This is a genomic window from Terrisphaera buseokensis, assembly GCF_047521145.2.
Classification (GTDB): Bacteria; Verrucomicrobiota; Verrucomicrobiia; order Opitutales; family Opitutaceae; genus ER46.
Window position 1 is genome coordinate 3,496,023 of record NZ_CM134186.1, and the last position, 12,109, is coordinate 3,508,131.

Genomic DNA, 12,109 nt, shown 5'->3' on the forward strand with positions numbered 1-12,109 from the left:
CGGCGGGTTGCACGCGTCGACCCGAGTCGTCAGGCTGGTCGCCACGATGTCCACCCGTTTCCTCATCGTCGAAAGCGATCCTGCGGCGGCGCAGGCGCTCACGCACGGACTGAAACGGCGGGGCTACGACGCCGTGGAAAGTGTCGCTTCGGTGGCCGCGGCTCTCGGCGCCGCCCGCGCGCAGCGTCCGGATTTAATCCTGATGGGCTCCGGCGAAACGGGCGCGACCGACCCCGGCGTCGCAGCCGCGAAACTCGGCGCCGACGTGGGCGCTCCGGTGATCGTGCTGACCACCCGTGACGCCGCGCCGAACGGTTCTCGGCCACCGTATCGCGGGCCGTATCGCTGGCTCATGCTGCCCTTCGACGATGACGTGCTCCATGCGACCATCGACTTGACGCTGAACGAACACCGCCTCGACGCGGCCGGGAGCGGCGCATCACCGCTGCTGCACGCGGCGGGAGCACCGTTTCAGGCGCTGGTCGAAAGCCTTCCGGACTTCGCCGTGGTGCTCTTTGATCGCGACGGCCGCGTCCACCACGCGAATCCGGCGACGGCTTCGATTTACGGGTACGACGCCGTGACGCTTCACGGCCGCACCTTTGCGACGCTGCTGTCGGCGAACGCCGCCGGCCCGGAGCGCGCCGAGGACATCCTCGCCTGCGCCGCGGCCACCGGGAGTTTGCGCACCGAAGGCTGGCATCGCCGCAAGGACGGCACCGAATTCTGGGCCGAGTCGCTGGTCACGGTCCTGCGCAACGCGGAACAGGCGCAGATCGGGTTCGCTGGAGTGTTTCGCGACGGGACGGAGCGGCGTGCGGCGACGGAGGCGATGCGGCAGGCCAATGTCGAACTCACCCGCCGGCTGGCGGCCCAGGCGACCGAACTGGAAACGGCGGCCGCGGATTCGGAGGCGTTCACCTACTCGGTCGCGCACGACCTGCGAGCGCCGCTGCGCGGAATATCAGGCTACCTCGACACGTTGCACGAGGATCATGCCGGGGCGCTTTCGGCCACCGCCGTCGACTACCTGCGGCGTTCCATCCGCTGCGCTCACCGGATGCACGCGCTGATTGACGAACTTGTGAAGTTGTCGCGCATCGGCCGGCAGACGGTGCAGGCGGAGCCCACGGCGTTGCTCCCGCTGGTGGAAAGTGTGGTGGCGGACCTCAAGCGGGAAGCCGCCGGGCGGACCATCAACTGGCGGATCGGCGGACTGCCCACGGTGGCATGCGATCCGGATCTCATTCGAACCGTGCTGGTGCAATTGCTGGGCAACGCGGTGAAATTCACCGGGGGCCAGGCGCATGCGCGCATTGAGTGCGACCACGAAACCCTCGAGACCGAGCACGTGGTGGTGGTGCGGGACAACGGCGTCGGCTTCGACGACCAGCGCGCGCAGGATCTCTTCACTCCGTTTTGCCGCCTGCACTCCGCCCAGGAATTTGCCGGCAACGGCATCGGTCTGGCCATCGTGGCGCGGATCGTGCGGCGCCACGGCGGCCGGATCTGGGCCGAGTCCCGGCCGGGCGAGGGCGCGGCGTTCTCTTTCACCCTGCCGCGCTGAGCATTCGGCGCGGACGGCCGCGACGGGCGGGTGGATTGTCGAGCTGGTGGCAACACGGGCCCGTCCACTCGTTGGCGCTCGTAGCCACAGCCACGAACGCTGCCCGCGGTCGACGCTTGATCGCAGGCAACAAAAAACCCCGCCTTTCGGCGGGGTTAAATGGTGGACCCTAGGAGGCTCGAACTCCTGACCTCCTCAATGCCATTGAGGCGCTCTACCAACTGAGCTAAGAGCCCATTCGCACTTGCGAGAGGTGAGCAAAATCGAAGTTCCGGGCGCGAAAGCAAGGAATTTTTCAAGCCTCACTCCGGCCGATCGCGCATGTTGAAGTCGAACTCGACCGTCTCGCTCTTCTTGTCCGGCCGCGGCGGCAGTTTTACCCGGCGGATGGCGTCCAGCACCGCCTGATCAAATTCCCTGCTCCCTGAGCTCTTGACGACTCGCCCGCTGGTATAGGTGCCGTCGGCGTTGCTGCGCACTTCGAACGTGCCCTTCAGCGATTCGCCCAAGCCCGGCGGCGGCTCGAATTTTCGGCGAAGCTCGTCCTTGAAGAATTTATCATACGCCGCGAGCACGTCGGTGTTGTCATTCGTGAGCGCCTTGCCGCCCGCGCCGCCCACCTTGTTCTTCGTCGAACCGCCGACGACGCCCTTGGCGATGCCTTCGGCATCCACCTTTTTCACGTTGGGCGCGGTATTTTTCGCCACCTTCACGGGCGACTTGCCCGCATTGGCGCGATCGAACTCCTCCTTGCTCATCTTCTTCTTTTCCTCGTCGAGGCGCTTCTTCTCCGCGGCCTTCTCCCGCTTGAGCTGCATCTTGGCCTTCGACTCCTCGATGATCACCTTGCGGACGATCTGATCCTTGAAACTGGGCACCGGCTTCTCGACCGACTTCTCCGGCGGCGTGACGGCCTTGGGCGTCGGTGGCTTGGGCGGTGGCGGCGTCGGGATCACCGGCGGCGCTTCCTGCACGACCGGCTCAGGCGGAGCGGGCTTCGGCTCGGGCGCTTTCGGCACGTCGATCTTCACGCCGCCGGGCGAACCGAGGGCCGGCGCTTCGGTGGCCATGAAGTTGTCCCCTTCCCCCGCCACGAGCTCGAACACCTTAGGCAGCTCCGAAGGGTCGCGCTTGAGGACATAGCCAAAGATAAACAACGCCAGCACGACGCTGCCGTGCAGCGTGGCCGACATCATGAAGCCTTTGCCGGTGCCGTCGGACATGGGTGCGGAAAAGCGAAGGCGCCCGCCTACCGCGCCACCTGCGTGTCGAACGCGATGCGGGTCAGATTGTGCTTCTTCAGCGAGTCCATCACGGTCACGAACTGCTGCGCCGTTGCCTTGGCATCGAGGCGGAGATGAATCACTGGCGGCTTGGTTTCCGCGGAGAACCGCGCGAACTCCACATCCAGCTGCTTGATCGAATACCCGCGGTCGCCGATATGGACGGTGCCGTCGGCCTGGATCGTAATCGATTCCGAACGCTCCTTCTCCGGCTTGGGCTGGGCGCTGACGGACTCAATCGGCAGATTCACCGGAATCTTCTGCTCCTGCTGCATCAGCGGCGTCGCGATCATGAAAATGACCAGGAGGATGAAGCCCAGATCGATCAGGTTCGTGACGTTCAGGTCCGCGATCGGATGAGCGCTCTGCTTGCGGCGAAAGGTGCGGGCCATGGCGTTCTCGGCTTACTTCGATTCCAGCTCGAGCCGGTCGGCCAGCGAGCTGGCGAAATTCTCGAGCTCGGTGATCATCCGGCGCGTGTTGCCGAGGAGGAAATTGTAGCCGAAGACCGACGGGATCGCGACCACGAGGCCGGCGGTGGTGGCGAGCATGGCGCCCGAGACGCCCGGCGCGAGCTGCTGGATGCCGGCGGTCTGCTGTTCCGCGACGGAACTGAACGCTTCCATCACGCCCCAGACTGTGCCGAGGAGGCCGATGAACGGCGCACCCGAGACAATCGAAGCCAGGAAAATCATGCTGGATTCGTAGCGCAGCGTCTGACGCGCAAGGGCGCGCTGCAGGGCGTTCTCCGCGTGCTCGAGCTTGGCGCGGCTGTTCAGCTCGCCCCGTTCCCGGCAGATCGCCTCCGCCCGCCAGTAGCTCTCGATCGCCTCGGCGAAAAGATCGGCGTACGGGATGATGCGCTTGTTGCGAAACGACTCCGGGGTGTCGAGCAGCGTGCGGTGATCGCGGAGCTGCGAATCGAAACTCAGGTTCAGGAGCTGCAGGCGTTTCAGTTCGAAGTGTTTTCCGAACATGACGGTCCAGGCCACGAGGCTGAAGATCAGGAGGCCGACGACGATGATCTTGTCCACCGTCCCGCAGCGCTCGAAAATATCGATGATGTTGGTGGCGAGAACCGGAGAGGCGAAGAACGACGGTAACATGGAGACGTGAGCGCAAGAGTTGGCGGGTTTGATCCATCCCTTCAATGGAAAATCCGGCCAAGTTGTTCACCATCCCCGCCCGCGGCCGCTCGATTCGCACACGAATCTGGTTGCGACCCGCGGCCGCGGATTTTTGCTGGGCTTTTTCTTTCCACCCTTCCGCTCATGTTTCGCTCCCGCACTCTTCAGCAACTGGCCGCGCACCGCGGTGAAATCGGCGCGCGCAGCGCCTTGGTCGGCTTCGATGGTTTCGTCGACACGATTGTGACCCCGGTCGGGCTGCGGCGCAGCGCCGGCGAGAACTTCACGCCGATCGCCACGCTCGCCGAATTCGGCCAGCGCATCGTGGCCGCGGCCGGCAAGAGCACGAACATCGAACTCTATCCGCGCCTCGACAAACTGGGCGGCAACGGCCCGATCATGGCCAATGCCCTGCTCGCCACCGGCGCGCGCGTGACCTACGTCGGCGCGGTCGGCACGCCCGTCGTGCATCCGGTGTTCGCCGACATGGCGGCCCGCGCCCGCACCGTCTCGCTCTGCGCTCCCGCGCAGACGACCGCGGTCGAATGCAACGACGGCAAGCTCATGCTCGGGCAGATGCGCTGCCTCGATGAAATCACCTACGAGCGCATCTGCACGATCATGGGCGAACGAACCTTTTTCGCCGAGCTCGAGGCGGCGAGCCTCGTCGCCCTCGTGAACTGGACGATGATCCCGAACATGACGTCGATCTTCACGGCGTTGACGACGCACGTGCTGCCGACGCTCCCGCCGTCGCCGCAGCGGATTTTCTTCTTCGATCTCGCCGATCCGGAAAAGCGCTCTGCCGAGGATTTGCGCGCGGCGTTGCACGCCATCACGCAGTTCGGCCCGTTCGGTCGCGTCACGCTCGGCCTGAACCTGAAGGAAGCGCAGCAAGTGGCCGCCGCGCTGGGCATCGCCGCCGTCAACGAGGACGAAGCCAGCCTGCGGGCCGCCGCGGCTGCGATTCGCGAGCGGCTCGCGTTGCACACCGTCGTGGTTCATCCGCGCGAGTCCGCCGCGTGCGCGACCGCCGCGGGCACGGCCTGGGTCCCGGGACCGTACACGTCGCAGCCGCTCATCACCACGGGCGCGGGCGATCATTTCAACGCCGGCTTCACCACCGGCATGCTGCTCGGGCTCGATCCCGAGGCGTGTCTCGGAGTGGGTGTCTGCACCAGCGGTCACTACGTCCGCACCGGCGAGAGTCCGTCGCTCGCCGCGCTCGAAACCTTCCTCGCCAACTGGCGCTAAACCTTCCATCCTCACGACATGCCTTTGAAAACAAAGTCCGACGGCCGCCTCATCTCCTTCGAGGGTTCCGAGGGTTCCGGCAAGTCCACGCAGATTGCACGACTTGCGGCCCATTTTCAGAAGACCAGCCGGGACGTCGTGACCACGCGTGAGCCGGGCGGCACCGAGATCGGCGAGCAGATTCGGAATATCATCGTCCACAATTCCAAGGGCGACGAGATGTGCGCCGAGACGGAATTGCTCCTCTTCACCGCGGCGCGCGCGCAACTGGTCCGTGAGGTCATCGCCCCCGCCCTGCTCCGCGGTGCCATCGTGTTGAGTGATCGTTTTCTCGACTCCTCGACCGTCTATCAGGGGATCGGCCGCAATCTCGCCGCGGATCCCGTCGCGCAGATCAACCGTTTCGCCGTCGGCAGCGTGATGCCCGATCTCACCATCGTCATCGACGTGCCGGAGGAAGTGAGTCTCGCCCGCCTGAAGACCCGCGCCTCGGATCTGCCGGATCGCATGGAACGCGAGAACGTCGATTTCTACCGCAAGGTCCGCGAAGGCTACCTCGTGCTCGCGAAGGGCATGTCCGAACGGTTCATCGTGGTCGACGGCACCAAGAGCGAGGACGCGATCGAGAAGAAGATCTGGACCGAGGTGCAGGCGCGACTGAAGTAGGCGCCGGTGGCCCCCGGCCGGGAAAACCGATCGAACGGGGCCGTCCCACCCATCGGTATCGCCGTCGTTGGGTTCGTGGCCGTTGCCTTCTCCCTGCTCCTTTCTCCCTTCTCCCTGTTCCCTGCCCTATGTCCGCCCTGACGCCCTGGCCCGATGCGCTCGTTGGCACGCCCGCGATCGCGGTGATCGAGCAGGCTATAGCCCGGCAGCGACTCTCGCACAGTCTGCTGCTGCACGGCGATGATCTGGAAACGCTCGTCGCCATCGCGCACGGGATCGCGGATCGGCTGTTGAATGGGGAGCCCGGCAAACGCGCCGCCGCGACGTTTCCGACCGAGCAGCATCCGGACTGCTTCAGCCTGCGTCCGACTGGCAAAATGCGGCAGATTTCAGCCGACGCCACGCGCGAGCTGATCACCAAGGTGCAGGTCTCTCCGGCGGTGGCGCCGCGCAAAGTGGCGATCCTGCACGAAGTCGATCGCATGCACCTGACGGCCGCGAATGTTTTTCTCAAGACCCTCGAGGAGCCGCCGGCGCACACCACCCTGCTGCTGCTCACGACACGGCCGTACGCGTTGCTTCCGACGATTCGAAGCCGCGTGCTGCATTTCCGCTTTCCGTCCGCCGCCGCGCCGGTCGCCGCCGATGGCTGGGCTGCGTGGATCGGCGACTATCAGGCGTGGCTCGGCCGCCTGGTCGAAGGCGCGACGACGGACAAGCAGGCCGTCGCGGATCATATTTTTACGTTGTACGGACTCGTGGCGCGGTTTGGTGCGGTGCTGGACTTCGCGACGGCTGAAGTCTGGAAGCAGCAAAAGGCAAAACTTCCGGCCGATCTCGAGGACGACGAGCAGGTCGCGATCGAGACTGGCATCGCGAACGGCCTGCGCGCGCGGCTCTTCGTGGAAATCGAACAGGCCACGCGGGCCTTCGCCCTCCCCCGCCTGAACGCGGGAGACGAACCGACGCGCCGGGCGCTCATCGGATCGATCGAGAAACTTGAGCACGACGTCGGCCTGCTGCGGCTCAACTTGAACGAGTCCGCCGCGCTCGAAGGTTTCCTGCTGTCGTCGCTGCGCTTCTGGACGAAACGGTGAAGCGAAGCGGCGGCCCCGCTTCGCAGTTGAAAGTTGAAAGGTGAAAGGTGAAAGGTGAAAGAGTCGGACCACTGAACGACGTCGTCCGCTTTCAACCTTCAACTTTCACCTTTCAACTGCCCTGCCCGGCTAAGCCGGACTCATGCAGTAGTCGCCAAAGAGGGCACCGTTAGGCGTCGTTGATGGTGTGAAACATAAGACGACGTTAACGCCCCAGACGGAGGCGAACCAAACGGTGCGGCTGGATTTGGGCACCAAAAGTGGCGTGCAGTCGATGCGGATCGGCTTCACCGACCAGCGCCTAACGGCGCACGGGGGGCTGGCGGTGTGGACGAGTTTTGTGGAGGAAAGCGGGCTGCGGGAGAAACTCGCCACGGTGCTGCCGCATGCGCCGACGAGCCCCAACGCCTACGATCCGGTGGACACGGCGCTGGGTTTTATCGGCGGGATTCTCTGCGGGGCGGACAAGCTGGCGCGGGTGGCGCATCTGGCGCACGACCCGGCCGTGGCGGAGGTGCTGGGCATCGAAGCGGTGCCCAGTCAGTCGACCCTCTCGCGATTCTTCGCGGCCTGCGGTCGAGCCGCCTGCGAAGAGCTCGGCGGATTGCACGCCTGGGTGTTGGGCGCTCTGCCCGCCCGCGCCGAAGGCTACACGTTGGATTTGGACTCCTTTGCGCTGGTGCACGAAGACGGGCGCCAGGAAGGAGTGCGCGTCGGCTACACCCGCAAGGGGCTCAAGCCCTGTCACCGCCCCATCGTGGCCGCGATCGCCGAGGTGCCCCTCGTCGCCAACTTCTGGTTACGCCCGGGCAACACCGCTTGCGTCAGTGCCGCGGACGTGTTTCTGGGCGACACCCTCGCGCGCTTGCCCGCGGGCGTGCGGATCGGCCTGGTGCGCGCGGACAGCGGTTTTTGCACCGAGAAGATGATTACTAAGCTGGAAGCGGAAAAACTCTCTTATGTGCTGGCGGCCGCCCTGCGTTCCCCAGTCCAGGCGCTGTGCCGCCACGACGAAGCGGCCTGGACGGCGACCGACGTGCGGGGTCTGGCCGTGCAGGAAGTGGCCGACGCGCGCGGCGGGCGTCTGATCGTCGTGCGCCAACGCAGTGCCGAGCGGCCGCACGCCGGCGGCAAGCAACTCATCGAGGTGCCCGGCTACAAGTTCCAGGCGCTGCGCACCAACCTGCCCGCCACCGTGTCACCCCTCGAAGTATGGCGCCGCTACAACGGCCGCGCCGACATCGAAAACCGCATCAAGGAACTTGGCGCGCAGTTCGGCTTGAAGGGTCTGTGTTGCCGCTCGTTTTGGGCGACGGAAGCGGCCTGTCACCTCGCCATCACCGCCTATAATCTCTGCGTCCGGCTGCAACAACGGCTCGGCCAGCCGCACCGCGCTGAACTCGGCACGCTCCGCCGGCAGCTCTTCACTTGCGCCGCCGTCTTCAGCCGCGCCGCCGGCAAGCCCACCCTCAAACTCGCCGTCGCCGGCGACAAGGCCCGCGCTTGGTGGCTCGCACTCCTGCGCCGCATCGCCGACCCAACCCACTGCGATGCAGTTGCCGCCCTCGGGGCCCGCGCCAGAAAACGCTCCATCCTCCATCCCTCAACTGCATGAGTCCGGCTAAGCCAGCCCCAGTTGCTTCAGCACCGCCGGCGGCGGGCCCTCGAACTTGTCGAGCGCCACGTTCCCGACGTAGCCGATGTCCTTCATGCCCTCGGGCGTCGAATAATAGCCGCCCGCAGTGAGATCGCGGAATTTGCGGAAGAACTGGGCGCCCGAGCGGAACTCCGGCTTGGCGTTCGGCGCGTAGCAAACGTCGTCGCAGATCGCGTTCTTCTGGCGCGCGATGAGGTTGACGAAGCCGTTCTGGAAACGCTTCTGCGCCTCCGCCTCGAGCCAGGCGAGACCATCGATCACGATGCGCTTGTCGGCGTCGTGTCCGGGATACGGCGCACTGATCCATTCGTCGATGAACTCGTGCACCTTCAGCGTCGAGGCCGCCGGGCCCTTCGCGTCGGCCGGGATGATCACGTCGCACAACGCCGCAGCGGTGGCGCGCTGCGCGTCGTTGAACGTCAGCGGCCACAGTTCGCCGGGCACGTACGTCTTGAGCAAATCGGGATCGGTGCCGTATCCGACGGCGGGCTTGCCGGTCGCCGGCGTGGTGGCGCCAAAAAGGTCACGTTCAAACAGCGTCGCCGACGCGGCGGCGGTCATCATCCACTTGATCGCGTCACGGCGATCCATGCGCAGCGGGGTCGAGGGCGTTTCAGGAGTCTGCATGTTAGAGATTTCCCTTCTTCAATTCGTCGAGCAGGTAGTCGCTGGCGCGCCACGCGAGCGCCATGATGGTGAGCGTGGGATTCTTGTCGGCGTTCGAGCAGAACGGGCCGCCGTCGGTGACGAAGAGGTTCTTCACGTCCCACGTCTGGCACCACTGGTTGGTCACGGATTTCTTCGCCTCGGCGCCCATGATCGTGCCGCCGACCTCGTGAATGATTTTACCGCCCGGCTCGATCGCCTTGGCGCCATCGGCCTCGGGCTTGGCCCGCACCTTGCCGCCCATCGACTCGATGATGTCGGCAAACGTCTTCTGCATGTGGGCGGCCTGGCGGGTCTCGTGCTCGGACCACTTCCAGTGAAAGCGCAGCACGGGAATGCCGTACTTGTCCTTCACCTTCGGATCGAGATCGCAGAACGAATCGTCGTTCGGAATCATCTCGCCGCGGCCGGAGAAGCCCATGAATGACCCGTAATACCGGCGCGCGTCCTCCTTGAACTTCCGGCCGTAGCTGCCGTTCGTCATCGCTTCGATGCCGCCCGTGACGCCCATGCCGGGCATTTGCCGGCCGCTGCCGGTCTCGATGTGATAACCGCGGGCAAAGCCGAGCTTGCCGGCGAGCTGCTCCTTGTAGAGCCACCACGGCACGTACACGTGCGCGCCGCCGGCGCCGTCCTCGTTGTGCAGCGGCAGATTTTCGAGCGCGGGAATATGACCGCTCAACGACGCCCCGACCGTATCCATGATGTACTTGCCGACGAGCCCGCTCGAATTCGCGATGCCGTTCGGGAAACGCGCCGACTTCGAGTTCAGCATGATGCGCACGGACTCGGCGGAACTGGCCGCGAGCACGACGACCTTGGCCTTAACGGTATGCTCCTGGCCGGTGGTCTTGTCGATGTAGGTGACGCCCGTGGCCTTGCCGTTTGCATCCGTCGTGACCTCGCGCGCCATTGCGTTGGACACGATGTCGAGGTTGCCGCTCGCGAGCGCGGGCGGGAGATGCACCGTGGTCGACTGGTAGTTGGCCTTGATCGAGCAACCGCGGCCGCAGGGCGTCGCCCAGAAACACGCCTGCCGCTGCCGCATCGCGTCGGCGAGGAGACGCTGGGCGCGGGGGTTGTTCGGATGAATCTTCTTCGGCAGCACGTCGGCATTCTGCTTCTCGCTCAACACTGCCCGGTGAATCGGGATAATGGGTACGCCGAGCTTCTTGGCCCGCGCCCGCGCTAGCTGTTCGCCGGCGCGCATCGCCGGTGGCGGCTGCAGACAGCCCGCTGGCGAGTCCGGCGTGTTTTCCATGCCGTGGTTCTCGCCGTAGACGCCGATCAGCATCTCGACCTTGTCGTAATACGGGGCGACGTCCTCGTAGCTCAGCGGCCAGTCCATGCCCAGGCCGTCGCGGCTGCGGGGCTTGAAATCATACGGCCCGTTGCGCAGCGAGATGCGGCCCCAGTGGTTCGTGCGGCCGCCGAGCATGCGCGCGCGCCACCACCAGAACTTGCGCGCGGGATCATCCGACGCGCTCGTGTACGGCTCGCCCGGCACCTGCCAGCCACCGTCGATGGTGGAATCGTAGAAGCCAAACGGCTTGTCCGGCGTGCTCGTCCCGCGCAACGGCGCCTGGCTGTTGTTCTGGAACATCGGCGTCTCCTTCACCGGATCGTAGTTCCGGCCGGCCTCGAGCATCAGGACCTTCGCGCCCTCCATCACGCAGGTGTAGGCGGTCTGGCCGCCAGCGGCGCCGGAACCGACAACGATGACATCATAACTGGGCTGGGTCTTGCTCGAAGTGATCAGGGGCATGGGTGCGTCGGGGAAGCGTGCATTCTCACGAAGCCGCTTCACGAAAAGCAACTCCCGCTTTCGTGCCTGTAACCGTGATCGTCCCCTGGGACCGCGACCGCCCCCGGTCGCTGGAAAGAAAGTGCGACCGGGGCGGTCGCGGTCCCGGGCGATCAATCCTCCCCCAGCACCGCCGCGACAAATGCCGCCCGCTGTTCCATGTGCGGATTGTGCCCGCTGCCAGCGATCACTTTGAACTCCGCCAGCGGAAAGTGCGCCGCGATCACCGGTCGATCCTCGGCCTCGATATAATTCGACTGCTCACCCGCGATGAAACGCGTCGGTCCCGCAAAGCGATCCCCGGCGGTGAGCGGATTCTTTTCCAACTCCGGCAACGCGGACGTCAGCACCGGCAGATTGATCTGCCAGAACCACGCGCCCTCGGCGGTGCGCTCGAGATTGGTCGCGAGGAATTTTCGCATCGGCCAGCTCGGCACGCGGGCCTCGAAACGCAGTTCCGCCTCGGTGCGCGACCGGAGATCGCCAAGGTTCAGCTCGTTCATCGCGGCGAAACTCGCCCGGTGTCCGGGCCAGAAGTAATCCTTCGGCGCGATGTCGACCACCACCAGCCGCTCGACGCGCCCGGGATGCCGGCAGGCTAGCAGCATCGCCACCTTTCCGCCCATGCTGTGGCCCACGATCGTGACGCGACCCAGACTCTGCTGATCCAGCCAGCTGATCACATCGTCCATCATCTCGGGATAACTCATGGTCGGCGCCGGTTCGGATCGCCCGTGGTTGCGCAGATCGAGCGCGTGAACGTCGAAGTGCGCGGCGAGATCCGCGCCCGCGGTCTGCCAGTTGCGCGACGACCCCAGCATGCCGTGCAGCAGCACCAGCGGTGGTGTGCCCGCGACGCCGAACGAACGATGAAAGAGTGAAGCCACGGCGAAAAGGTGTCGGCAGCCCGCGCCGCGTAGCGAGGAGAATTGCCACCGGCGAAACTGCGGTTTTTCGACTCGCTACCTCCTGTCCGCTCCTCGCACCT

Annotated in this window: 11 protein-coding genes and 1 tRNA gene; 5 read left to right on the plus strand and 7 right to left on the minus strand. The window is 65.4% G+C overall.

Going from position 1 to position 12,109, the window contains the following annotated elements; translation table 11 throughout:
• Positions 1 to 46 precede the first annotated feature (46 nt).
• On the plus strand, positions 47 to 1,567 hold the full coding sequence (locus ACLJEU_RS13125) for an ATP-binding protein (RefSeq protein ID WP_414665041.1): 1,521 nt from the start codon (positions 47 to 49) through the stop codon (positions 1,565 to 1,567).
• Positions 1,568 to 1,727: 160 nt separating this feature from the next.
• On the opposite strand, the gene ACLJEU_RS13130 is transcribed toward ACLJEU_RS13125, so the two are convergent.
• From ACLJEU_RS13130 to ACLJEU_RS13145, 4 genes are all read right to left on the minus strand, one after another.
• Positions 1,728 to 1,803, minus strand: a tRNA-Ala gene (locus tag ACLJEU_RS13130).
• Between the two features lie 66 nt (positions 1,804 to 1,869).
• Positions 1,870 to 2,790 (minus strand): cell envelope integrity protein TolA, encoded by a 921-nt coding sequence (locus ACLJEU_RS13135; protein ID WP_414665042.1) that lies wholly within the window; start codon positions 2,788 to 2,790, stop codon positions 1,870 to 1,872.
• Between the two features lie 26 nt (positions 2,791 to 2,816).
• Complete coding sequence (locus tag ACLJEU_RS13140; protein WP_414665043.1) at positions 2,817 to 3,242, minus strand: ExbD/TolR family protein; 426 nt, start codon at positions 3,240 to 3,242, stop codon at positions 2,817 to 2,819.
• Positions 3,243 to 3,254: 12 nt separating this feature from the next.
• Entirely contained in the window at positions 3,255 to 3,956 is a 702-nt protein-coding gene (locus ACLJEU_RS13145; protein ID WP_414665044.1) for a MotA/TolQ/ExbB proton channel family protein, read from the minus strand.
• 165 nt (positions 3,957 to 4,121) lie between these two features.
• On the opposite strand from ACLJEU_RS13145, the gene ACLJEU_RS13150 reads away from it, so the two are divergent.
• The 4 genes from ACLJEU_RS13150 to ACLJEU_RS13165 all read left to right on the plus strand — a co-directional run bounded on the left by ACLJEU_RS13150 (position 4,122) and on the right by ACLJEU_RS13165 (position 8,609).
• Complete coding sequence (locus ACLJEU_RS13150) at positions 4,122 to 5,231, plus strand: PfkB family carbohydrate kinase (RefSeq protein ID WP_414665045.1); 1,110 nt, start codon at positions 4,122 to 4,124, stop codon at positions 5,229 to 5,231.
• 18 nt (positions 5,232 to 5,249) lie between these two features.
• Entirely contained in the window at positions 5,250 to 5,897 is a 648-nt protein-coding gene (tmk, locus tag ACLJEU_RS13155) for a dTMP kinase (RefSeq protein ID WP_414665046.1), read from the plus strand.
• A 128-nt stretch (positions 5,898 to 6,025) separates the two neighbouring features.
• Positions 6,026 to 6,994: a DNA polymerase III subunit gamma/tau gene (locus ACLJEU_RS13160; protein ID WP_414665047.1), complete on the plus strand. Its 969-nt coding sequence runs from the start codon at positions 6,026 to 6,028 to the stop codon at positions 6,992 to 6,994.
• Positions 6,995 to 7,241: 247 nt separating this feature from the next.
• A complete protein-coding gene (locus ACLJEU_RS13165) occupies positions 7,242 to 8,609 on the plus strand; it encodes an IS1380 family transposase (RefSeq protein WP_457795331.1) in 1,368 nt (455 codons plus the stop codon).
• Positions 8,610 to 8,615: 6 nt separating this feature from the next.
• On the opposite strand, the gene ACLJEU_RS13170 is transcribed toward ACLJEU_RS13165, so the two are convergent.
• The 3 genes from ACLJEU_RS13170 to ACLJEU_RS13180 all read right to left on the minus strand — a co-directional run bounded on the left by ACLJEU_RS13170 (position 8,616) and on the right by ACLJEU_RS13180 (position 12,008).
• A complete protein-coding gene (locus tag ACLJEU_RS13170) occupies positions 8,616 to 9,278 on the minus strand; it encodes a gluconate 2-dehydrogenase subunit 3 family protein (protein WP_414664277.1) in 663 nt (220 codons plus the stop codon).
• A gap of 1 nt (position 9,279) precedes the next feature.
• Positions 9,280 to 11,082 carry a GMC family oxidoreductase gene (locus ACLJEU_RS13175; RefSeq protein ID WP_414664278.1) on the minus strand — a complete coding sequence of 601 codons (1,803 nt, stop codon included), beginning with the start codon at positions 11,080 to 11,082 and terminating at the stop codon, positions 9,280 to 9,282.
• Positions 11,083 to 11,234: 152 nt separating this feature from the next.
• Positions 11,235 to 12,008, minus strand: coding sequence for an alpha/beta fold hydrolase (locus ACLJEU_RS13180; protein WP_414664279.1), 774 nt, complete (start codon positions 12,006 to 12,008; stop codon positions 11,235 to 11,237).
• Positions 12,009 to 12,109 lie beyond the last annotated feature (101 nt).